Annotated in this window: 23 protein-coding genes; 12 read left to right on the plus strand and 11 right to left on the minus strand. The window is 69.3% G+C overall.

The annotated features are described in order from the left end of the window. The first annotated feature begins 28 nt into the window (after nucleotides 1-28). On the plus strand, nucleotides 29-394 hold the full coding sequence (locus N5079_RS24905; protein WP_261586463.1) for a PRC-barrel domain-containing protein: 366 nt from the start codon (nucleotides 29-31) through the stop codon (nucleotides 392-394). A gap of 215 nt (nucleotides 395-609) precedes the next feature. Here N5079_RS24905 and N5079_RS24910 read toward each other — a convergent pair whose 3' ends face one another. Continuing rightward, nucleotides 610-1,206, minus strand: coding sequence for a nucleotidyltransferase family protein (locus N5079_RS24910; RefSeq protein WP_261586464.1), 597 nt, complete (start codon nucleotides 1,204-1,206; stop codon nucleotides 610-612). A gap of 56 nt (nucleotides 1,207-1,262) precedes the next feature. Between N5079_RS24910 and N5079_RS24915 the strand changes: the two genes are divergently transcribed. Together N5079_RS24915 and N5079_RS24920 are read left to right on the plus strand one after the other, a co-directional pair. After that, nucleotides 1,263-1,766, plus strand: a complete 504-nt coding sequence (locus N5079_RS24915; RefSeq protein WP_261586465.1) for a DUF1360 domain-containing protein — start codon at nucleotides 1,263-1,265, stop codon at nucleotides 1,764-1,766. Next, nucleotides 1,759-2,313 (plus strand): DUF6328 family protein, encoded by a 555-nt coding sequence (locus tag N5079_RS24920; protein WP_261586466.1) that lies wholly within the window; start codon nucleotides 1,759-1,761, stop codon nucleotides 2,311-2,313. The genes N5079_RS24915 and N5079_RS24920 overlap by 8 nt, the downstream gene beginning before the upstream one ends. A 147-nt stretch (nucleotides 2,314-2,460) precedes the next feature. Here N5079_RS24920 and N5079_RS24925 read toward each other — a convergent pair whose 3' ends face one another. Next, entirely contained in the window at nucleotides 2,461-3,423 is a 963-nt protein-coding gene (locus tag N5079_RS24925; RefSeq protein WP_261586467.1) for an LLM class F420-dependent oxidoreductase, read from the minus strand. A gap of 119 nt (nucleotides 3,424-3,542) precedes the next feature. Here N5079_RS24925 and N5079_RS24930 point away from each other — a divergent pair, with 119 nt between their 5' ends. Further along, nucleotides 3,543-3,692, plus strand: coding sequence for a GPGG-motif small membrane protein (locus N5079_RS24930; RefSeq protein WP_167530303.1), 150 nt, complete (start codon nucleotides 3,543-3,545; stop codon nucleotides 3,690-3,692). A gap of 272 nt (nucleotides 3,693-3,964) precedes the next feature. On the opposite strand, the gene N5079_RS24935 is transcribed toward N5079_RS24930, so the two are convergent. After that, nucleotides 3,965-4,696 (minus strand): metallophosphoesterase, encoded by a 732-nt coding sequence (locus N5079_RS24935; RefSeq protein WP_261586470.1) that lies wholly within the window; start codon nucleotides 4,694-4,696, stop codon nucleotides 3,965-3,967. Continuing rightward, nucleotides 4,693-4,950, minus strand: coding sequence for a BON domain-containing protein (locus N5079_RS24940; RefSeq protein ID WP_261586471.1), 258 nt, complete (start codon nucleotides 4,948-4,950; stop codon nucleotides 4,693-4,695). The genes N5079_RS24935 and N5079_RS24940 overlap by 4 nt, the downstream gene beginning before the upstream one ends. A 557-nt stretch (nucleotides 4,951-5,507) precedes the next feature. On the opposite strand from N5079_RS24940, the gene N5079_RS24945 reads away from it, so the two are divergent. Both N5079_RS24945 and N5079_RS24950 read left to right on the plus strand, forming a co-directional pair. Then, nucleotides 5,508-6,731 (plus strand): glycosyltransferase, encoded by a 1,224-nt coding sequence (locus N5079_RS24945; protein WP_261586472.1) that lies wholly within the window; start codon nucleotides 5,508-5,510, stop codon nucleotides 6,729-6,731. A gap of 100 nt (nucleotides 6,732-6,831) precedes the next feature. Continuing rightward, entirely contained in the window at nucleotides 6,832-7,818 is a 987-nt protein-coding gene (locus N5079_RS24950; protein WP_261586473.1) for a glycosyltransferase family 9 protein, read from the plus strand. Here the strand turns inward: N5079_RS24950 and N5079_RS24955 are convergent. Together N5079_RS24955 and N5079_RS24960 are read right to left on the minus strand one after the other, a co-directional pair. Beyond that, nucleotides 7,778-8,776 (minus strand): DNA topoisomerase IB, encoded by a 999-nt coding sequence (locus N5079_RS24955; RefSeq protein WP_261586474.1) that lies wholly within the window; start codon nucleotides 8,774-8,776, stop codon nucleotides 7,778-7,780. The genes N5079_RS24950 and N5079_RS24955 overlap by 41 nt on opposite strands. Before the next feature lie 215 nt (nucleotides 8,777-8,991). Next, nucleotides 8,992-10,035 (minus strand): glycosyltransferase family 9 protein, encoded by a 1,044-nt coding sequence (locus N5079_RS24960; protein WP_261586476.1) that lies wholly within the window; start codon nucleotides 10,033-10,035, stop codon nucleotides 8,992-8,994. A 340-nt stretch (nucleotides 10,036-10,375) separates the two neighbouring features. On the opposite strand from N5079_RS24960, the gene rfaE2 reads away from it, so the two are divergent. The 4 genes from rfaE2 (at nucleotide 10,376) to N5079_RS24980 (ending at nucleotide 15,132) form a co-directional block, all read left to right on the plus strand. Beyond that, on the plus strand, nucleotides 10,376-11,806 hold the full coding sequence (gene rfaE2 / locus N5079_RS24965; protein ID WP_261586477.1) for a D-glycero-beta-D-manno-heptose 1-phosphate adenylyltransferase: 1,431 nt from the start codon (nucleotides 10,376-10,378) through the stop codon (nucleotides 11,804-11,806). 10 nt (nucleotides 11,807-11,816) lie between these two features. Further along, nucleotides 11,817-12,065 carry a hypothetical protein gene (locus N5079_RS24970; protein WP_261586478.1) on the plus strand — a complete coding sequence of 83 codons (249 nt, stop codon included), beginning with the start codon at nucleotides 11,817-11,819 and terminating at the stop codon, nucleotides 12,063-12,065. A 10-nt stretch (nucleotides 12,066-12,075) separates the two neighbouring features. After that, nucleotides 12,076-13,071, plus strand: a complete 996-nt coding sequence (locus N5079_RS24975; protein ID WP_261586583.1) for an SDR family oxidoreductase — start codon at nucleotides 12,076-12,078, stop codon at nucleotides 13,069-13,071. A 234-nt stretch (nucleotides 13,072-13,305) separates the two neighbouring features. After that, the gene (locus N5079_RS24980; RefSeq protein WP_261586479.1) at nucleotides 13,306-15,132 is read left to right on the plus strand and encodes a transketolase; all 1,827 of its coding nucleotides are present in this window, start codon (nucleotides 13,306-13,308) and stop codon (nucleotides 15,130-15,132) included. Nucleotides 15,133-15,368: 236 nt separating this feature from the next. On the opposite strand, the gene N5079_RS24985 is transcribed toward N5079_RS24980, so the two are convergent. Together N5079_RS24985 and N5079_RS24990 are read right to left on the minus strand one after the other, a co-directional pair. After that, complete coding sequence (locus N5079_RS24985; protein ID WP_261586481.1) at nucleotides 15,369-15,761, minus strand: ChaB family protein; 393 nt, start codon at nucleotides 15,759-15,761, stop codon at nucleotides 15,369-15,371. Between the two features lie 81 nt (nucleotides 15,762-15,842). Then, nucleotides 15,843-16,100: a DUF6458 family protein gene (locus tag N5079_RS24990; protein WP_261586482.1), complete on the minus strand. Its 258-nt coding sequence runs from the start codon at nucleotides 16,098-16,100 to the stop codon at nucleotides 15,843-15,845. An 89-nt stretch (nucleotides 16,101-16,189) separates the two neighbouring features. Here N5079_RS24990 and N5079_RS24995 point away from each other — a divergent pair, with 89 nt between their 5' ends. Together N5079_RS24995 and N5079_RS25000 are read left to right on the plus strand one after the other, a co-directional pair. Continuing rightward, entirely contained in the window at nucleotides 16,190-16,732 is a 543-nt protein-coding gene (locus N5079_RS24995; RefSeq protein WP_261586483.1) for a shikimate kinase, read from the plus strand. 499 nt (nucleotides 16,733-17,231) lie between these two features. Then, nucleotides 17,232-18,659, plus strand: a complete 1,428-nt coding sequence (locus N5079_RS25000; RefSeq protein ID WP_261586484.1) for a M35 family metallopeptidase — start codon at nucleotides 17,232-17,234, stop codon at nucleotides 18,657-18,659. A 200-nt stretch (nucleotides 18,660-18,859) separates the two neighbouring features. Here the strand turns inward: N5079_RS25000 and N5079_RS25005 are convergent, their stop codons facing one another. The 3 genes from N5079_RS25005 to N5079_RS25015 all read right to left on the minus strand — a co-directional run bounded on the left by N5079_RS25005 (nucleotide 18,860) and on the right by N5079_RS25015 (nucleotide 21,481). Beyond that, nucleotides 18,860-19,978 (minus strand): aldose 1-epimerase family protein, encoded by a 1,119-nt coding sequence (locus tag N5079_RS25005; RefSeq protein WP_261586485.1) that lies wholly within the window; start codon nucleotides 19,976-19,978, stop codon nucleotides 18,860-18,862. A 12-nt stretch (nucleotides 19,979-19,990) separates the two neighbouring features. Continuing rightward, nucleotides 19,991-21,169 carry a permease gene (locus tag N5079_RS25010; RefSeq protein ID WP_261586486.1) on the minus strand — a complete coding sequence of 393 codons (1,179 nt, stop codon included), beginning with the start codon at nucleotides 21,167-21,169 and terminating at the stop codon, nucleotides 19,991-19,993. Nucleotides 21,170-21,244: 75 nt separating this feature from the next. Next, complete coding sequence (locus tag N5079_RS25015) at nucleotides 21,245-21,481, minus strand: hypothetical protein (RefSeq protein ID WP_261586487.1); 237 nt, start codon at nucleotides 21,479-21,481, stop codon at nucleotides 21,245-21,247. Between the last annotated feature and the right edge of the window lie 512 nt (nucleotides 21,482-21,993).

The following is a 21,993-nucleotide window of genomic DNA, read 5'->3' on the forward strand; positions in this document are numbered from 1 at the left end:
AGGGTGTGGCAACGAAGGGAGAGAAACCATGACACCGGACCTTTGGTCGTACCCCGAGAACGTGTACGACACCGGACAGAACCTCGACGTGATCGGATACGACGTCGAGGCGACGGACGGAAAGATCGGGTCCGTCGACGAGGCCACCTACGAGGTCGGCCAGAGCTACATCGTCGTGGACACCGGTCCCTGGATCTTCGGCAAGAAGGTCATGCTGCCGGCGCGCGTGGTCACGCAGATCGACCCGCAGGAGCGCAAGGTGTTCGTCAGCAGGACCAAGCAGGAGATCAAGAACGCTCCGGAGTTCGACGAGTCGGCGTTCAAGGAATCGGCCTACCGGGACCGTCTCGGCGAGTACTACGGGCGCTTCCCCTACACGGGCGGCGGCCTGTAAGACTCGATCAATCCCCTAGTTGATCGGAAGGGCCGCGCCGGAAGGCGCGGCCCTTTCCTCATGTCCCGATTGTCCGTACGACAGGGCCGGGGCTATTTATACGACATGTCCGCGGTTGTCCGTACGCGTTGTGCGGAGCCGGCTATGTCTTCCTTCACACCCGGCCCCTTAAGGTCACCTCCCCTTCGGGGCCGGGCGATCAGGCCTCGGCCGGATCACGGCCACGGGCTGTCCCCGGACGGCGAGGTCGGGGCGATGACGTTGAGCCGTTCGAGCAGGGTGACGAAGGTCGACGCGTACGGCGACGGCGCGACGACCGCGGCCACCCGGTCCCAGTTGACCTGCTCTCGCATGGCCCGGACCATCGGCAGCAGCGAACCGTAGTCGCAGGTGTGCTCCGAGAGCGGCAGGATCCAGGAGATGACCAGGTCGGTGGCCTCCAGGACCGGCAGGCTCAGCGCGGCCGTGTTGATCATCTCGGCTCGGGCGATCATGGCTTCGGTGACCGGCCGGTCGGCGAGCGAGAAGATCATGTCGACGAGCACGCCCTCCTCGTCGAACGCCTTGACCAGCCAGTCCTCCGGCGGTTTCGCGGTACGGAATCCCAGGTTCTCCAGGGTTTTCAGCGCGAGGGGGACGTCTTCCTCGACCAGGGCGAAGTCGACGTCGTGTAGTGATGGCGCGGCGCCTCTGGCATAGCCGGCGCATCCTCCGGCAAGAGCGAAGCGCACCCCGGCCTCCTTGAGGCCGGCGCCGGCGCGCTTGAGCGTTTCGAGGATCGCGTCGGTGACGGCGTGACTGTGACTACCCACTCACGACGCTTGCCCAACCAGGTTCGTCGCAAACAATCCGGGGTAGGGCGCGTGCCATGACGGAGACTCTCAAGGAAATCCAGCGCGACTACGAAGGCGATGAGAGCCGCCCACTCGAGGGATATGCCCGGGTCCTCGGGGTGTACGGCGGAGCCGTCTCGGTCCTGCTCGCGGCGGCGAAGCTGACCGGCCGCAGGGCGCCGGAGAAGATCAGCCCGATGGATCTCATGTTGATGGGCCTCTTCACGCACCGGCTGTCCCGCACCTTGGCCAAGGACACGGTCACGAGCCCGATCCGGGCGCCGTTCACCCGATATGTAGGCGTTTCCGGCCCTTCGGAGCTCAAGGAGGAGGTCCGCGGCTCCGGGCTCCGGCACGCTCTCGGCGAGCTGGTGAGCTGCCCGTTCTGTCTGGCCCAGTGGGTGGCGACGGGATACGCGGCGGGCATGGTCTTCGCCCCCCGCTTCACCCGCGTGGCCGGAGCGACGATGGCGGCGGTGGCGATTTCCGATTGGCTCCAACTGGCCTACAGCCGTCTGATGAAGGCCTCCGATGGGTGAAACCCTTGAACCTCTGGCCGACCCCGGGGAGACCCCCAAGGAGCGCGTCGATCGCGAGCTCGGCGAGCTGCTGCAGGGGCTCCGGGTCGCCGGCACGGGCGTGCAGGTCCTGTTCGCCTTCCTACTGACGCTGCCCTTCTCGTCCGGCTTCCACAAGATCGACACGATGGGTCACGGGCTGTTCTACGTCGCGGTCGTGACCGCGGCGGTGGCGTCGATCTGCTTCATCGCCCCCGCCACCCAGCAGCGCATCCTGTTCAGGTCGGGGCTGAAAGAGCTCCTGCTCCGCCGGGCCAACCGGCTGGGAGTGGTGGGCGGAATCTCGCTGGCGATCTCCATGGCCTGCTCGACCAGCCTGGTCGTCGAGGCCATGACGGGTGGGTGGCCAGCGGCGATCATCGGAGTGGCAGTGGGCTTGTTAAGCGCCTGGCTCTGGTTCATCCAGCCGCTCATGTCACTCCTCCGCGCCCGGAAGCGCGGCCAGTCGCCCACGGGCGGCCGCACATATCACGTGAGCCGCGATCTTGAGAACGGCCGCGCACCGTAGGTTCGCCGGACACCCGCATCGCCCCAGCCGCCCGGCGCCACCCCCTCTCACCCACGTCGGCGCGCACGCGAATTACGGCAACGCCATCCCAAATCACAACAGCGCGATCGTGGAATTCGTCGTACGCCCTGGAAGGTACTTCCGGGACTATTCGCCGTCCCGCAGCCGAGGCAGGATCTCCGAAGAGTAGAACTCGAAGAACCCGTCCTGCTCCGGGCCGATCTGCGAGATGTAGACCTCGTCGAAACCGGCCTCGACGTACTGCCGGATGGACGCGAGGTGTGCCTCCGGAGAGGGCCCGCAGGCGATCGACTTGGTGGCCTCCTCCTCGGTGACGAGCTCCGAAAGCTGCTTGAAATGCCGCGGCAGCGGCAGCAACTGGTTGGCCTCACCCGGGATGGCGCTCGTGGGCCACAGCCGGTGGACGGTCTGACGGGCCCCGCTCTCGTCGGTCGACCAGCAGACCTTGACCCCGGCCGCCGAGGGCTTCCCCTCACCGCCGGCCTTGTGAAACGCCTCCACGAGGTCCGCCGCCGGAGCCGTGGAGATGTACCCGTCGCCGAGCCGTCCGGCCAGGTCGACAGCCTTGGGGCCGAAGCCGGAGATGTAGATCGGCGGCAACCGCTCGGGCAATGAGTAGATTCTCGCGGTATCGACCTCGTAGAACTCACCCCGATGGGTCACCAGCTCACCGGTCCACAGCTCGCGGATGATCTCCAGAGCCTCCTCCAGCATCTGCTGGCGTTCCTCCGCCGGAGGCCATCGATCTCCGAGGATGTGCTCGTTGAGTGCCTCGCCCGTTCCGACGCCGAGACGGAACCTGCCGTCCAGCAGAATCTGCGCCGTCGCCGCCGCCTGCGCGATGACCGCCGGATGGATCCGGATGAGCGGGCAGGTCACGGCGGTCGTCACGGGCAGTGACGTGGCCTCGGACAGTGCCCCGATGACCGACCAGACGAACGAACTCTGGCCTTGCTCGTCGAGCCAGGGATGGAAGTGGTCGGAGATCCACAGCGCCTCGAAGCCGGCCTGCTCCGCCAGCTTGGCCTGCCGTACCAACTCCTTGGGGTCGTGCTCCTCGCTTGACAGGAAGTATCCGAACGTTGTCATGTTCTTCACATGCCCGGCATCGGTAAAGCAAACGTCAGGCGGAGGTATTGAGCGGCAAATTCGACTTCCTCTGGGGCTTGGTGATGTTACGAGCCCATTTGTGAGGGCAGTTGAGGGCCATGGCTACTCTGCTCTGGATCATCGCCGTAGTACTGGTGATCGCCGGGATCTACGTCATCCTGGCCCGTCGGGACATCCTCTGGGGGATCGTCCTCATTGTCCTCGGGTTCCTCGTCGGCCCGGGTGGCGTCAGTATCTTCAATCCCTAACCGTTTCAGCCCTGATACGACGGGCGGCGGCCGGCTTAGCGACCGGCCGCCGCCCGTACAAAGCTGTCCCCGACAAAGCTGTCCACGCAAGGCTGCCCCGGACAAGCCGTCCCGCGTAAAGCCGTGTGTCTGCGAAGCTGCGCGGACAAAACCTACAGAAAGCCGCCTGCGGAAAAGGACGCACGTTTCTCTACAACACCGCCAAGACTGGGCGACACCAAGACAGGGCACGCGTAAGGGCCGCCCATGAAAGGCCGCCCCGTACGCGCTGATCAGCAGTCGCCGTCCCCGTTGAGGCAGTAGACGACGTAGGCGTGCTCGATCACGGGAAGCGCGACGTTCCGTACGCGAATCCCGCCGGGGGTCATGCCCTTCTCGGTTCCCGCGTGGGCATGGCCGTGCACGAACAGGTCGGCCCCCTCCGCGTCGGCCGCCTCCGCGAGGAGGTAGCTGCCGAGGAACGGGTAGATCTCCGGCGGCTCTCCCGTAAGGGTGTCCTTGACTGGCGAGTAGTGGCTGAGCACGACCTTGTGGTCGGCTTCGAGGCCCTTCAGCGCCAGGCGCCACCGCTCGGCGATCTCCCTGGTGTGCCGGACGAACGCCTTGGTCTCCGGCTCGCCGAACTCGCTGGCGCACTTGCCGGCGAACCCCCCGCCGAAGCCCTTTCCCCCGGCCACGCCGAGCCGTAGCCCGTCGAGCGGCACCACCGTGGAGTCGTCGTCGAGCACGGTGATCCCGGCGTCCCTCAGGACCTCGATGATCTCCTTGTTGGCGTCGGAGTGGTAGTCGTGGTTGCCGAGCACGGCGACGACCGGAATGGGCAGGTCCCGCAGCTCTTCGGCGACCACGCGGCCTTCCTGGACCGTCCCGTGCCTGGTCAGGTCCCCACCGACGAGCAGGACTTCGGCGCGCTGTTCGATGCCTTCGAGCTTCTTCCGGTAGTGGCCGCGGACGTCCTCGCCCAGATGGATGTCCGCCACCGCGGCGATCCGCAGGTCCCTCACAGGTGTTCCTCCTCCCCCGGCTCGCGTACCTCCACGAGCTTGATCTCGTTGTGCACCCTCAGTCCGGGAGCCGTCTCCCGCGCGACATCCTCGATCTGGTGCCGGCGCTCGTCGCTGGACACCTGGCCCCGGAGGAACAGTTCCTCCCCGCGAACGTCCACCCGGATGCCCAGCTCGTTGGTCCGGTCGTCCTCAGCGAGCACCCGCTGGACGCGGGCCGCGACGTAGTGCGGCGCATAGTGCGGCGTCTCCATGGTTTCCCCCTCAATCCTGTACGGCTACCGCCGGCGCGTGCTGCCGTGCTGCCCACCGGCTTAGCGGCGAAACTCACTGGTTTGAGGTCCATCTGTCAGGATATGGTGATTAAGGACCTTGGTGCCTAAGACGCAGGTATCTCCTTGGCGTAAGCATGCCGTTATGGAGGAGCGTTCTTGGGAATGGGTCGCGTCTCCCCGCGCGTCGACAGGCCTCTGGGCCACGTCGGCGCAACCCTGGACAAGGGCCACACCCAGTGCCGCACCAAGCGTCTTCCGGCGCGTCCGCAGAGGCGTTACCGCCCCGCGGATCACGCCACCGACCACGGGCATCTCCCGAAGCCCGGCGACACACACCCCGGCCGTACACAGCCCGGCCGTACACAGCCCGGCCGTACACAGCCCGGCCGTACACAGCCCGGCCGTACACAGCCGCCCGCCGCGCAGCGCCGTCTCCCCGCAGGCTGCGCCGATCTGTCCGGTTTCCGGGCATTCACACCTGGACTCCATGACCCCCGAGCCGGGTACTCGCCACTCCCACTCATGGAGGTACCCCGGTGAAGGTAGCAATGGTCTCCGAACACGCCAGTCCACTGGCCACCCTTGGCGGCGTGGACGCTGGCGGCCAGAACGTCCACGTCGCCGCGCTGGCCCGGGAAATCGCCGGGCAGGGGCACGAGGTCACCGTCTACACACGCAAGGACAGCCCCGACCTTCCCGAGTCGGTCGCGTTCGGCCCCAGGCTCAACGTCGTCCACGTGCCGGCGGGCCCGGCCAAGGAGATCCCCAAGGACGAGATCCCGCCCTGGATTCCGGAGTTCGGGAAGTGGCTGCACGACCGGTGGCTGTTCGACCGGCCGGACATCGCGCACAGCCACTTCTGGATGAGCGGCCTCGCCACGCTGGCCGCGGCCGAGGAGCTCCGCGTCCCGGTCGTCCACACCTACCACGCGCTGGGCAACGTGAAACGGCGCCACCAGGGCCCGGCGGACACCAGCCCGCGTGACCGGATCAGGGCCGAGGCCGGGATCGGGCACCGGGTCGACGCGATCATCGCGACCTGCCGCGACGAGGTGGACGAGCTGATCCGGATGGGCGTGCCACGCCGGGCGACCCACATCGTGCCCTGTGGCGTCGACGCCGGCATGTTCAACTCCCGCGTGGCGCCGCTGAAGCGGCCGGGTCGTCACCGTGAAACGAGGCCGCGGCTGCTGTCGGTCGGCCGCCTCGTGCCGCGCAAGGGTGTCGACACGACCATCGAGGCTCTGCGGTACCTCAGGGACGCCGAGCTGGTGATCGCGGGCGGCCCCCCCAGCTCGGCGCTGCACCGCGACCCCGAGGTGACCCGGCTGCGCTGGACGGCGGCCCAGGCGGGCGTCGGCGCCCGGGTGCGCTTCCTGGGGCAGGTCGGCCGGGAGGCGCTCCCCGGGCTGATGCGCTCGGCGTCCGCCGTCGTCTCGGTCCCGTGGTACGAGCCGTTCGGCATGGTGGCCCTTGAGGCGATGGCCTGTGGGGTCCCCGTCGTGGCCTCGGCCGTGGGCGGCCAGAAGGAGACCGTCGTCCACGGCGTGACCGGCGTGCTCGTCCCGCCGCGGAAGCCGTTGGTGCTGGCCAGGGCGCTGCGGAAGCTCCTCGACGACCCCGTGCTGCGCACCGCGTACGGCATCGCGGGAGCGGACCGGGCCAAGGTCAGGTACAGCTGGGACCGGATCGCCTCGGAGACGCTGGCGATCTACAACGGGGTCCTTTCCTCCCGGACCCTCGAAAGGAACGCCTCTTGAGATCACCGCTCGTAGAACTCGTGGACCTCGTAAAGCTTTCAGGACGACAACTCTCAGAACGACTGATCGACACGTACGCGCCGGAGGACAGATCGTGGCGGTGACGGCTCTTGTTCTCCGCTCAATGGGCATCGGCGGCCTGCTGACCGCGGTGCCCGCGCTCCGCGCCCTGCGGCGTGGAGGGATCCGGGTGGTCCTCGCCACCCCGCCCGAGCTCAGCGAGCTCGCCGCGCTGACCGGGGCCGTGGACAGGATTCTCCCGACGTACGGCCTGGCCTCCCTCTCGTGGCCGGGCCCGGGTGAGGAGGAATCCGACCATCCGCCGCTCATGCCGGACCTGGCGATCAACCTGCACGGCAGCGGCCCGAAGAGTCACCAGGTCCTCCACGACCTCCGGCCACGCCGGCTGTGGGCGTACGCCAACCCCAGCCTGCCCTGGGTCAAGGGCCCGCGGTGGGACCCGTCCGAGCCCGACGTGCTCCGGTGGTGCCGCCTGGTCGAGTGGTACGGCGTGCCGGCCGACCCGGAGGATCTCCGGCTGCCGACCCCGATGGTCGCCAGCCCCGCGCCCGGGGCCGTCGTGATCCATCCCGGCGGGCTCGACGTGGCGCGGCGCTGGCCGCCCGAGCGGTTCGCCGCCGTCGCGCGGGCCATCGCGGGCGAGGGGCTGCCCGTGGTGATCACGGGCAGCCGCCGGGAGCGGCCGATGGCGCTGCTCGTCGCGACGCAGGCCGTGCTGCCCCCGCAGATCGTGCTCGCGGGCCGCACGTCCCTGCGTGAGCTGTGCGCCCTGGTCGCCGGGGCGCGGCTGGTGATCAGCGGCGACGCCGGGATGGCCCAGCTCGCCACGTCGTACGGCACGCCGTCGGTGGTCGTCCTCGGCCAGCAGGGATCGGCGCGCTCGGCCCAATCCGGCGAGAGGTCCGGTGGGAGCCGTAAGCATCAGACCCTCCTCCAGACGTTCTGCCCGTCATCGCCCGGGTCGCCGCGGCAGTCACTCCAGCGGAGCACCGACGTCACGGACGACGTCCTGCCGGCTGAGGTCCTCAAGGCCGCCGAACGCGCTCTCGGCGCAGGAGTGCGATGACGGCCTCCTCCACCGGGCCATGGGTGGCGAGCTGCCCCTGGCCGGTGTCCTTGCCGAGCCCTTCGAGCGGGATCGTCTTCCCGCGCTCGTAGAGCTCGACGAGGCGGGGGTCCACGTAGGACGCGCGGGCCACGGCCGGGGTGTTGCCGAGATATTCGGACACCTCGGTCATCACCCTGGAGACCGCCTTCTTCCGTCCCGCCGTGCTGTGCACCGGCTTGGATACGGCGAGGCCCACGGCGGCCAGGACGGTCGCGTGCCAGGTGCGGAAGTCCTTGGCCGTGACCTCCGTGCCGAACACGTCCCTCAGGTAGGCGTTGATGTCGGCGCTGCGGACGTCGGCCCAGCCCTCATCGGTCTGGTAGCGGAGCAGCTCACCCCTGTGATTGGACAGCGCGCCGACGACGGCGCAGACATCGGAGTCGGCCAGCACCTGCTCCCGCTCCTTGCGGCCCTTGGCGAGGTATTTGCACACCACCTTGCCGTCACGGCACTTGACGTGCGAGGTCCGCAGGGTGGCCAGGCCGTACGAGTCGGTGTACTCCTCGCCGCCGACACGGAAGAAGCCGATGTCGAGCATCCTCGCGGCGGCGGCGAGCACCCGTTCACGGTTCAGCCCGTCGCCCTGGAGGTCCTTGGCCACCCGCTCCCGGAAGGCCGGGAGCCGCTTGGCCATCGACAGCACGTGATCGAACTTGGCCTCGTCCTGCTGCCGGCGCCACACGTCGTGATACCGGTACTGACGACGGCCGGCCGAGTCTGTCCCCACGGCCTGGAGATGCCCGTCGGGAGACCCGCAGATCCACACGTCGGTCCAGGCGGGCGGGATGGCCAGCGACCTGATCCGCCGCAGCGTCGAGGCATCCCTGACCGGCCGTCCGGAGGCCCAGGTGTAGCCGAACCCGCGCCCGTGCCGCCGCCGCCTGATGCCGGGCTCGTTCGGATCACTTGGACGCAACGTGATCGCGGGAGCCTCGAACGCCTTCGCCAGTGCTTTCCTCGATACCTTCCCGGAAGGTCCCGTGGACGCCCTTCCCCCCGCCCTCCTCACGCTCTTCGTGGAGATCGCCGCCGACGCCCTCCCGGGGCTCTTCGCCGATCGAGCCGGCTCTCCCGCCTTCGCCGCCTTTCCTGATCGGCCCGACGCCTTGGCCCGAGCCGCCCTGGACGCCGTCATCGGAGGAGATCCTGAGCTTGGTCGAGCACGTCGTCCACGATCACGTCACCGACCCAGGAAGCCGAGCGATGCCCGCAGTCCTCGATGCCGGGGCTCGTGCCGTCCCTGCCGCAGGTCGGGCAGCGCGTGGTCCACGAGATCAGCGGCCGGTGCAGGCGCCTGCTCAGCGGGCCCCAGTTGATCAGATTGCCGCACCAGTAGACGCCCACGGTCGGCGTCCCGGTGGCGGCGGCCAGGTGACGCGGCCCGGTGTCGTTCGAGACGAGCAGGTCGCAGGCGGCGTAGAGCGCGGTGAGCCCACCCAGCGACAGCTCGTCGATCACGGCTCTGGCGGGCCGCTTCATCGCGGCCAGAGTCTGCTCGACGACGTCCCGCTCCGCCTCGGTGCCGGTCACGACGACCGGCCGCCCCAGGCGGTCGGCCACCTCGGCGAACCGCTCCGGCGGCCAGCGACGGCGGGGGTCCCCCGCTCCCGGGTGGATCGCCACCAGGCCCCGGGGCAGCCTGCCGAGAGTCTGGTTCAGCTCGGCCCAGTCCTCCCGGATGACGGCCACTCGAGGCTCGACGTCGCAGGTTCCCGCGCCGAGAAGCCCGGCGACCTCCAGATAACGCAACGTCTCATGCTGGTAATGGATATAGGGAACCCACCTGTCGAGCCGCTCGGCATCCGGCGTGCACAGCCCGGCCGTCAGCGCCGCCCCCAGCCGGCGGATGAAGGGGTTGGAGTTGCGCCCGCCGCCGTGCATCTGCACCGCGACGTCAAATCTGCGTGCGCGCAGGTCATCATAGATCTCGCCGGGAGCCTCGGATCCGTCGGCGGTCACACCTGAGATCGCCGGGAGGGCCACCACCTCGTCCACGGGGCCCGGACGATTCCGCAGGAACCGGGCGTGCCACTCCCGCCCCAGCAAAGTGATCTTCGCGGAGGGATACGCCCTTCTCAACGCTTCCATGGCGGGCAGGGCGAGCAGGAGGTCGCCCAGGGCGTTGGCCCTCAGCACGGCGATCCGTTCGACGCCTTCGACCAGCAGCGCCGTCATGGCACCCGCCCGCCAGCCGCCACCATGCCGCCCGACGCGCTCAGACCGGCTGTCGTCATCGGACCGTCCGCCCTCATCAGGACGTCTGCCGTCATCAGGCTCATGCGGTCGCCCATACGCACCCCCCACTCCATGCGGCCCTGTACCGCACCGGTTCCGGCCGAAACCTCCCCATTTGCTGCTCGTCCCGGCCGCCCCTGCCCCCGGCGGCGACCGTGCCGCGATACTCGTCCCGGCTACCCCATGAACCTCCACGCAAACACGGTGCGGACCGCCGCCGGGGTGGGGCCGGGCGAGTGGCCGCCGTTTCCCTCCGGCTTCTCCGGGTAGCCGCCCCTTTATGACGGAGGAGACGCTCAACCGTTTCGGTGATGTCACGGCCGTCGTGGTCGGGGACGTCATGCTCGACTCGTGGCTGCGCGGCCACAGCGACCGGATGGCGCAGGAGGCGCCCGTCCCGGTGGTCGCGGTGGAGGAGATCGAGGACCAGCCCGGCGGCGCGGCCAACGCCGCCGTGAACCTGGCCGCCCTCGGCGCGCGGGTCCACCTGGTCGGGGTGACCGGGGCCGATCCCGCCGGGGCCACGCTCAACGCCACCCTGGGACGGCTCGACATAGAGGGCCTGGTGATCGTCCGGAGCAGGCGGACCTCGGTCAAGCGCCGGGTGCTCACCGACGGCCGGATCGTGGCCCGTTATGACGAGGAGGACGGCTCGCCGCTCTCGGAGGCCGCCGAGCGCGGGATGATCGATCAGCTCGTCACGCTCGCGGCCGGCGCCGACGTGATCATCGCGTGTGACTACGGCGGCGGTGTCTGCACCCCGGCCGTACGGCAGGTCGTGTGCGAGCTGACCCAAGGGGGCCGAGGGCCGATTCTGGTGGTGGACGCGCACGACGCCGGCAGGTGGCGGGACTGCCACGCGAAGGCCGTGCTGCCCAACTACGCCGAGGTCGCCCGGCTCCTCGGCGAGAACGGCCACGCCGACCGCGTCGGCTTCCTCTCCGCCCAGTCGGAGCGCCTGCTCGACGCCACCGGCGCCGAGTCGGTGGTCACGACGCTCGACGACGAGGGAACGCTCCTGCACAGATGGGGGCGAGAGCCGTACAGGACTCATGCGACACCCGCGCCGGACACGATGAGCATCGGCGCGGGCGACACGTTCACGGCGACGTTCGCGCTCTGCCTGGCCGTCGGGACGGACGAGGAGACGGCCGCCGACGTCGCGCAGGCGGCGGCGAGCGTGGTCGTCAACCGTCCGGGGACGGCGGTCTGCACCAGGGAGGACCTGCTGGGCGTCCTGCGGCCGGACATCGCGCTCTCCCCGGACCAACTGGCCGGACGGATCGCCCGTGACCGGGCCGAGGGCAGGCGCGTCGTCTTCACCAACGGCTGTTTCGACGTGCTGCACCGGGGTCACGTGGCCTGCCTGGAGGAGGCGGCCCGCCTCGGGGACGTGCTCGTGGTGGCCGTCAACAGCGACGACGGCGTCGCCCGGCTGAAGGGCTCCGGGCGGCCGATCAACACCTGCGAGGACAGGGTGGCCGTGCTGGCGGCTCTGGGCTGCGTGGACTACATCGCCGTCTTCGACGAGGACAGCCCGGAGGAGCTCCTGCGGCTCGTCCGGCCCGACCTCTACGTCAAGGGCGGCGACTACCACCCCGCCATGGTCCCGGAGGCGGACCTGGTCAGGGAGCTGGGTGGCGAGGTGCGGGTGCTGGGGTACGTCCCGGACCTGTCCACCACGGCGATAGTGAACAGGATTCGAGGGTAGGGGGCCGCCCATGACTGAGGAACAGCGATCACCGACTGGAAAGCCCATGGTGCCGGCGACGCCGAAGGACGTGATCCACGTCCGGATCGGCTCGTTCGCGTTGGTGTTCTGCGTCGGGGTCGGCCTCCTGTCGGCCCTCGTCCACCTGTGGTGGCTGACCGCGGTCGTGCTGGTGATCGCGGTGGTAGTGATCGCCGACATGGTGCTGGCCGTGCGGAGGCAGCGAAGCCTCGGCGGCGGCCCCGAATCGAGAGGGTGAGACCGTGAGCCTGAGCGACAAGGTCGTCGTGGTGACGGGAGCCAGCGGCGGGGTGGGCCGGGCGGTCGTCCGGCAGCTCGGCGATCAGGGCGCCATCGTGGCCCTGATCGCGCGGGGCGAGGCCGGGTTGGCCGGCGCCGCCGTCGAGGTCGGCGTCGGAGGTGGAAGCGCCAAGGTCTTCAGCGCCGACGTGGCGAATTACGACGAGGTGCGGCGTGCCGCCCAGCGGATCGAGGCCGAGCTGGGCCCCATCGACGTCTGGATCAACGTCGCCTTCACCACGGTGTTCGCGCCGTTCATGGAGATCACGCCTGAGGAGTTCGAGCGGACGACCCAGGTCACCTACCTCGGCTATGTCTGGGGCACCCGGGCGGCTCTGGAGGTGATGAAGCCCCGCGACAAGGGCGTAATCGTGCAGGCCGGGTCGGCCCTGGCCTACCGCGCCATCCCACTGCAGTCGGCGTACTGCGGGGCCAAGCATGCGATCAAGGGCTTCACCGAGTCGGTCAGGACCGAGTTGTTCGCCGAAGACTCGGGAGTGAAGATCACGATGGTGCAGCTCCCGGCGCTCAACACGCCGCAGTTCGACTGGGGGCTGACCCGCGTTCGCCGCCACCCCCAGCCGGTGCCGCCTATTTACCAGCCGGAGGTCGCCGCCCGGGCGGTGCTGTTCGCCGCCGAGCATCCCGAGCGGAGGGAATACTGGGTCGGCGCGACCACGGCGGCCACCATCATGGCGGAGAAGTTCGTGCCGGGCCTGCTCGACCGCTACCTCGGCAGGACCGGGGTCAAGTCGCAGCAGATCGAGGGCAAGGCCCCCACCGGGGTGTCGAACCTGTGGGAACCGGCCGACGACGAGCGGGACTACGGCGCCCATGGCAGCTTCGACGACCGTTCTCACCAGCGCAGCGTGCAGGTGTGGATGTCCCAGCACCGCCGCCTGGTGACGGCCGGAGCGGCGGGGCTGGCGGCGGCCGCCGCATACGCCCTCCGCCGCCGCCACTGAGGCTGCCGCCGCTCAACCCGCGCGGAGACCGCCGCCACCGAGACGACCGCCACCGAGACGACCACCACCGAGACCGCCGTCACTGACACCTTCGCCGCTCAACCCGCGCGGAGACCGCCGCCGGCTGGGCGGCGCTGCGACGCCGCTGAGTCTGCCGGCTTCGCGGGGCCGGCATGCCGCTGTTGTGGGCATTTCGATGGAATATGAAGGCGTATGGCGGGGTAGTCGGGGGCGATGGACGAGCCTGACTATCGCTTTCTGTGTGAGCTCGCGGCCCAATTGCGCGTGGACTCGGTGCGCGCCTCGGCGGCGGCCGGTTCCGGCCATCCGACGTCCTCGATGTCGGCCGCCGAGCTCATGGCCGTGCTTCTCGCCCGCCATCTCCGCCTGGACCTCACCGATCCCGCCAACCCGGCGAACGACCACCTGATCTTCTCCAAGGGGCACGCCTCTCCCCTTCTCTACGCGATGCTGAAGGCCGCGGGCGTGATCACGGACGAGGAGTTGCTGACGTTCCGGGCTCACGGGAGCCGCTTGGAGGGCCACCCCACCCCACGGCTGCCGTTCGTCGACGTGGCCACCGGCTCGCTCGGCTTCGGGCTGCCGGTCGGCGTGGGCCTCGCGCTGACCGGCCGCAAGCTCGACCGCCTGCCGTACCACGTCTGGGTGCTCTGCGGCGACAGCGAGCTGGCCGAGGGCTCCATGTGGGAGGCGTTCGAGCACGCGGGGCACCAGGGCCTGGCGAACCTGACCGCGATCATCGACGTGAACCGGCTGGGACAGCGTGGGCCGACCCGGCACGGCTGGGACCTCGGGGCGTACGCCCGGCGTATCGCCGCCTTCGGCTGGCACACCATCGAGATCGACGGCCACGACCCGGGGCAGATCGACTACGCGCTGGGCGACGCGTTGAGCACCCGCCGCCGTCCGACCGCCATCCTGGCCAGGACCTGCAAGGGCTTCGGCGTCTCCGCCGTCGAGGACAGGGAGGGCAAGCACGGCAAACCGCTCCAGGACGCCGAGCAGGCGATCTCCGAGCTGGGCGGCCCGAGGAGCGTCACCGTCCCGCTGAACCGGCCGCTCGGGGTCAGCCAGCCGTACGGCTTCGCGGAGGGCGCGCTGACACTGCCGACCTATGAGGTGGGTGAGCGGGTGGCGACGCGCACGGCCTTCGGCGAGGCGCTCGCCGCGCTCGGGACCGCCCGGGGGGACGTCGTCGCGCTCGACGGCGAGGTGGCCGACTCGACGAAGCTGGAGACGTTCGCCAAGGCCCACCCCGAGCGGTTCTTCGAGTGCTACATCGCCGAACAGCAGATGGTCGCGGCCGCGATCGGCATGCAGGCGCGAGGTTGGAAGCCGTACGCCGCCACATTCGCCGCCTTCCTGACCAGGGCGTACGACTTCGTGCGAATGGCCGCGATCAGCCGCGCCGGCATCCGCCTGGTCGGCTCCCATGGCGGCGTGTCGATCGGCGAGGACGGGCCGTCTCAGATGGGCCTGGAGGATCTGGCCGCGTTCCGGGCCGTCCACGGCAGCACGGTCCTCTACCCGTGCGACGCCAACCAGACAGCCCGGCTGGTGGCGGAGATGGCCGACCTGGACGGCGTGAGCTACCTGCGTACGACCAGGGGCGAGACCCCGGTCATCTACGGCCCGCAGGAGACGTTTCCGGTGGGCGGGTGCAAGGTGCTCCGGACGGGCGGTCACGCCACGATCGTCGGGGCGGGGATCACCGTCCACGAGGCTCAGGCCGCGGCCGAACTCCTGGAGGAGGACGGCATCTCGGTGACCGTGGTGGACGCCTACTCCGTCAAACCGCTCGACTCGGACGAGCTGCGGATCATGGCCAACGCTACGGGCAGGGTCGTCACCGTCGAGGACCACTGGCCGGAGGGCGGTCTCGGCGACGCCGTGCTGTCGGCGCTCGCCGACCTGCCGGTCCAGGTCGTGAAGCTCGCCGTCTCCGGTCTGCCTGGCTCCGCCACCTCGGAGGAGCAACTCGCCGACGCCGGCATCGACCGCCAGGCCATCCGCGAAGCCGTACGGAACATGGTCCGCTGAGTTTCGCGCATCCGTGCCGTACATCTCACGAAAGCCCTGGAGCCGATAGGCCTTGGCCCGCATGGGAGGGCCTACGGTAGGGCCTTTGCCGCGACCGCGGCCGGGTAGGGCGTCGCGCCACCCGGCCGCGATCGGCCCGGTCCGGCGGATCCGCACAACCCGCGTCCCGGCCTCAGCGCGTCGCAGCCTCAGCGCGGCGGTCTCAGCGCGGCGAGGTATCCACGCTCGCCGTGGTGTCAGCGGGCCTTGGCGGTCGCTCGGCGGTTGGCCTTCTTGATCGCGTCCACGAGTTCCTCCTTGGTCATCCTGGACCTCCCCGTGACGCCGAGACGGGCGGCCGTCTCGTAGAGATGCTGCTTGGACGCGTTCGCGTTCACACCCTCGGCGGTCTCCCCGGCCTTGGGAGTGCTCTTCGCCGCCTGCTCGTCCGAAGGGCCGCGCCTGGCCTTATTCTCCCAGTGGTCGCCGACCTTCTCGAAGGAGTGCTTGAGCGCGGCGAACGCGGTCCGGTGGGCTCGCTCACCCTCGCCGTACGTCTTGACGGCGGAGTCGTGGGCCTTGATCCATGTCTCCTGGGCCTCCTTCGGGGAGCGCTCCAGGGTCGACGGCAGTTCCTTGCGTCCTGGCATGATGATCGTTCCTCCGTTCGGAGCCCGGCGAGCGGGAGCGCGTCGTGACCGGCGGCACGCGGCTCCCGTCCGCGGGTGGTCTCAGATCGGGTCGGTGTAGCGCCGCTCCTCGTAGACGTGGCGGTGAGTGGTCGCCTCGTCGACGGGGACGGCGGGGGTGATGGTGGCGGTTCGGCGTACCGTGGTCAGCCGCCAGATGCCGAAGAGCAGCCCGGCCAGCCCGCCCACCATGAGGATCACCCCGATCACCTGGATGTCGATGCCCGCGACCGCGAAATCGACTGCCCAGGTGAGGATGGCCCCCAGCATGATGAGAATGATGCTTCCGGCGATGGTCATGGCGAATCCCTCCTTCGCCCTTTGCTCTATCCCCTCCACGAATCTCAAACTTCGGCGTGTGCGCGGGATCGCCGGGCAGCATGGGTTTCATGACCGATATACCCGTAGTGGTGATGGGCCTCATGGGCGCGGGGAAGAGCACGGTGTCCAGACTCGTGGCCGATGCGCTCGGCCGTCCCATGCGGGACAGCGATGCCGACCTCACGGCCCGGTACGGTGCGACGGCCGCCATGATGGCCCTTGACCTGGGCGCCGACGAGTTGCACGCGCGAGAGGCACTGGTGCTGAGGGAGGCCCTGGCCGCCGATCCGGTGCCGGTGATCGCCGCGGCGGCGAGCACGGTCGATGACCCGGAGTCCAGGAAGGCGCTGGCTCCGGCGTTCGTGGTGTTCCTCGACGGGCCACCGGAAGTCCTCGCCGAACGGATGAAATCGAGCCCCCACCGGCCGCACTTCAAGCCCGACCTGGTGGAGATGCTGACCGAGCAGCGCGCCCGCCGACTGGGCCACTTCCAGGAGGTGGCCGACCTGAGCGTGGACACGTCGGCGCACACCCCCGAGGAGATCGCGGCGACGGTGCTCGCCCACTTCCGCCCCCGGCAGCCCATCCCCCCAGCGGAACGGAACCCTTGAACGAGACGTCAGGTGGCGGAGCGGCTGGGCCGAGGGCCGGACCTCGGTCAGGTCGTCATTCGGTTCCACCCGCCTCGTCGACGACCTTCTGGGTGACGACGGCGGCGGCGCTCAGCATCGTCCCGGCTTCGCCCCTGTCGGAGTCGGTGAGCAGGTAGTCACTCATGCCCAGATAGGGACCTGTCCCGTTGCGCCTGCCCGGTTCCTGTGATCTGTATCACGGAAGGCTCCGCCGCAGCGCGGCCGGAGATCAGCACTCGGCCGCCCGTCTCGCCGGGACACGTGCGTGCGCTCTCACTCTGTCAGCACACCGCCGGACGCCTCAGGCGAGGCTCGACTTCTCAGAGGGCGTTTCGCGAGGTCATGACTGTTTGTTCCGGCCTGCCAAAGCGACGTGTTGCGGCATGGGCAGGAATAGCGCACAAAGCGTCCACCGATATGTCGCCTCCTGCAAGCGCTTGGCAATCGGCAACCGATCCCGGGGGATTACAACGGTGGCATGATCCCAGTTCCCACTCCCGCGTTGCTCAAGCAGATCACGGCAAACGAGAACAATGTCTACGCCTCCTACCGTCGGCTGATCGATGCTGCCCTCGCGAAGCAGGCCACGCGTGGCGACTCCTACCAGCGGCTCATCGTCCAGTGGAGCAAGCTCAACCTCATCCCTCCCGGGGAGGCCAAGGAGGGTACGGCACGACGCAGGGCGGCCGAGCTGCCGCAGTTCATCACTGACCTCAACCAGCTTCTCGCTCCCGCAGCCACCCAGGCACAGCAGCCGGCGGAGGATTTTCCACCGGTGGCAGGGAGCCCGTGGATCATCCGGCTGCTGAAACTGGTCGAGGAGAAGGTGGTCCGCCCGATCGAGACTGGTTCGCCGCGAGCGATGGCGAGTGTGCGGACCTGCTTCGGGGACGAGGCCGCGGCGGCCGTCCCCCGGTTCCGGGAGATCCTGCAGCAGCTGCAGGCCATCCATGCCCGCTCAGACGGCAAGAGCAAGGGGATGCTCTACAATCCGGCGCTGCCCCGCTCGATGGGGGCGCTCGGGCGGGGCAGCGGCGCGGTCGCATGCATCGACCTGTCCTCCGAGTTTCGCCCGCACCTCATGTCCGACGTGAAGGCTGCCTCCACGCTGGTGCACGAGGGTTCGCACACGCTCGCGGTGGAGCCCACTGTCGACTTCGCCTACCGCGACGCCCACGCCCACTACTTGCTGCCGCCGAAGCTGGCTCTCCTCAACGCGGGCAACTACGAGCAGGTGGTCATCGACCTGATCGGCGGAATGCCGGGTCAGCTCAACGCCGGTGAGGTCGAGGCGCTCCGGGACGGTGCGGGCGACTCGCTGGCGCAGGTGCACGCGCTGATGTGCTCACGGGTGGTCCGCGCCTGGGTCCGCGTCTACGACCTGATCGGCCTGGCCGCGAACGGGCGGATCACCGCCGGGGAGCTGCGCGGACTGCCGCCGCTGCCTTCAGACTCCGGACCACTGCTCACCGCTGTGCTGAGAGAGCTCTTCGCCCAGCTCGAAACCCTGATGAGCGCGGTGAACGACTACCTCGTCCTCAGGCTCGGCGCCCAGGCGGGAGGCGGGCTCAACCGCGCTCCGGAGCAGCGCACCAAGGACGATCCCGGCGCGCACCAGCGGCCGGCAACGCTCGACGACACCCAACCCCTGACCTTCGAGTCGACGCCCACCGCGACCACGGTCACCGTCTCCTTCGACTGGGCCTCGAAAGGAGCCCCGGACGCCATCGCCAGAAACATCCTCTTCGAGTTGACCGACCGCATCTGGCAGGGCAAGCAAGCCGCCTTCAGCGGCTCCGAAGTGGCCCACGTCGTCCAGTCGATCCAGCTCACCGACCGCCCAGCGCTCCGCATGATGCTTGAGGACTACTACGCGAGGCTGAGCAGAAAGGCCAAGATCGACTAGGGCGTGTTTCGAATGATCGTGAGGCGCCCTGCACCGTCGTCTGGTCCGCGACTACGAATACCGCTCGGCCAGTTTCGAATCGCGCGCGTACCGGGCGACGAGCGACGTGATGGCCCGCTGATCCCAACGACAAAGGGACATCAACTCGCGAACTGCCCTCTCAGACGAGAGCACGCGGGACTCGACCCCTGAGGGTGACGTCAGGCCCGCGCGGAATCAGGCCAGGCCCGGACACCCCAGCGGTGGCTGACATGATCGCCGGGCGTGAGCCGGATGAGGTCCTCCCCTGTCGCGAACGCGTTCGGCGGGCAGCTCATCGGCTCGACCGCGATCCCGGCCCGGCGGTAGCCGTCGGGGAGCGTGTCACCTGTGTAGACCTGCAGCCACTCGATCCCGTCGCCCGCCCACAACTCGACGCCGTATGCCCCGTCCGCGGAGCCGTCCGCGGGACCGTCCGCCGAGGCGTCCGCGGAGCGCAGCCGCACCCGGACCAGCCCGTCGGCGTCGCGCCGCAGGCCGGTGAACGGCGTGTCGAGCGCCAGCCCGCCGACAGGCCGTGCCGTACGGAAGTCGTAGTCCGTTCCTTCGACGCCATGCCGGGCAATCGGGATCTTGCGGTCGTCGACCTCCAGCCACTGGGCCGCGGGCAGCTCCAGCACGGCGTCGTCCACGGCGTCGTCCACGTGCCCGGTGCCGAGCGTGAGGTACGGATGGGCGCCCATGCCGTACGGCGCGGCGCTCGCGCCGACGTTCGTGGCGGCCACCTCCACCTCGAGACCCGAGGGGCTGACCGAGTACGCCACGGTGAGATCGAGCACATGGGGGTATCCGAGCTGGGGGAACAACCGCAGCCTGAAGCGGATCGAGGTGGCGTCCTCAGCCAGGACCGTCCAGGGGAGCCACCGCGTGAACCCGTGCGTGGCATGACCCGTCCTCGGCTCACTGATCGCGAGCTGCCTCGTCTGGCCGTCGAAGTCGTAGCGGCCGTCCTCGACCCGGTTCGGCCAGGGAAGGAGTAACTGCCCCGCCCCTCCGACCGCCGGCTGGCCGGCGGGGTAGTCCATGAGAAGCGGGCGGTCGTCATAAGTCAGGGACCGGATTCCCGCGCCCACCTCGGTCAGGACGGCCCGGTAGCCACCGGCTGCGATCGTGTGCTGCGTCCCGGTCGGCGCGACGGTCGGGACGCTCCTGCCGACACCGGCGCCCGTTTCAGTCCCGCAATCGGGGCTCGTCCCGGTCCCTTTCTCGGCGCCGTTGCCGGGGCCGGTCTGGGGGCCGTCGCCGTTTTCAGGGCTGTGTCCAATCGCGGAGTCCGTCACCCGGCGATTTTCTCATTTCGATCTGCCGCTCGCGTCGTTCGGCCGCCTCCGCATCATGGCGAGCATGTCCCGGCCGCCCGTCCGGAAGAAGCGGACCAGCAGCGCCGCGGCGAGCACGAGGAAGACGACGTTCAGCACGGTCGTGTAGTTGAGCGACGGGTGAGCCTCCAGCACCTTGGCCGCGCGCTGGGCAGGGATCAGCCCCAGCAGCCCGAACAGCACCTCGACGGCGTACCCCGCGATCACCATGGCGGCGTAGAAGGTGACGGTCAGGAAGGCCATCATCCGCCAGCTGTAGTACTTGCGATAGATGTCCAGGATCGGCAGCACGATCAGGTCGGCGAAGATGAACGAGACCACGCCGCCGAAGCTGATCCCGCCGTTCCACAGGACGGCCGCGAGCGGGACGTTGCCGATCGAGCACACGAAGCTGACCACCGCGACCAGCGGCCCGACCAGCGGCCCCCAGATCTTGGCCTCCACCGGATGGCCGGTCAGAAAGAACGAGCGCCAGAACGACTCGGGCACCCACGCGGCCAGCGCCCCGGCGATCAGCAGCCCGCCCACGACATCGATCCAGACGGCCTGCCAGTCCATGACGAAGTAGTGCGCGACAGTCGTACGACCCTGTGGCGAGAGGAGTCTGCGCCACAGGGGACCGTGCTCGACGCTCATGTCCATCTGGGCATGAGCCTCCATGCGGCCCTGCACTCCCCGGCGGGCGATCACGCGGGCCTTCTCCACGAGCCGCGGCCGCAGGAACACGCGGAACATCAACGCGAGCAGGACGATCATGAGCGGGCCGCCGACGAACTCCGCGAGCGTGAACTGCCAGCCCAGCAGCAGCGCCAGCAGGATGCCGAGCTCGATCACCAGGTTGGTCGAGGCGATCTCGAAGGCCATCGCCGCCGTGAAGTTCGCGCCCTTGACGAAGATCGACCGGGCCAGCGCGACCGCCGCGTACGAACACGACGACGAGGCCGCCCCGAGGCCGGCCGCCTTCAGCAGCGAGCGCGGCGAGCCGTCCGGAAGCAGGCGCACCATCTCACGTTTGCTGACCACCGCCTGCACGGCGGCCGACAGCGCGAACCCGAGAATCAGCGCCCACAGGATCTCCCACCCCATCGCGAAGGCGAGCGAGAGAGCGCGCCACAGGGCGTGCAGGGCCGCCGGCGCCACATCCGCGAGCAATGGCCGCTCCCTGAAGCGAGATCCGCGTGGTCACCGCATTCCCCGCACAGCGCGCGTCTCACCCCCGCACGCCGCTTATGAGGAGATCATCTGGCTTCCCAGCCGCTCCTGAGCGGAGAGAAGGCCGCGCAATTCCTCCGCGCTCTCGCCTGAGGCCGTCATGACCAGGCCCTTGTCCATCTCGGCGCGGGACAGCGATCTCGTCAGCCGGGTCGCGTACCAGCGGCCCACGTCACTCCTCCAGATCGACCAGCGTCCGGCGTACTGGCTGCTCAGCTCTCTCCAGGCAGCGTCCTCGGCAGAGAAGCGCACGCGTCACCACCTCCAGGCTAGGTGCCGGGAAACAACGATGTGCTCGTCCGGACACGATGGGTAGTGAGAGGCGGTCTCCCCCTTCCGGAGGCGCCGCCACCCCCGGCACGGCGAAGATCTCCCACTCGCTGCGGTCACTTCACCTGATCTTGATCCGAGCCTCCGTGACCCGAGCCGCCCCATGCCTCCGCCGGATATGACGCGGGTATTCGGAGAAGGTTAGAGATCAGGCCATGTGGGGTTATCTGTCCTGGTAATCGGCGGCGCCACCATCTCGGCAAGGTGCAGTGCTCTCGCTGACGCTCCCCCGGGATGGACCATGAGGATCGTACGGCTGGCCAACTTCGTCGCCCCTCGTTCGGGTGGCCTCCGCACCGCTTTGAACGAACTCGGCGCCGGGTACGCGGCCGCAGGGCACGAGCCGCTGCTCGTGATCCCGGGAGCCGAGTCCGGGGAGCGGGAGACACCGGCGGGACGCGTCATCAGCGTGCCGGGACCGGTCGTGCCGGGGA

Origin of the sequence: Planotetraspora sp. A-T 1434, from assembly GCF_025420585.1 — a bacterium.
In the GTDB taxonomy this organism is placed as follows: domain Bacteria; phylum Actinomycetota; class Actinomycetes; order Streptosporangiales; family Streptosporangiaceae; genus JAOEGB01.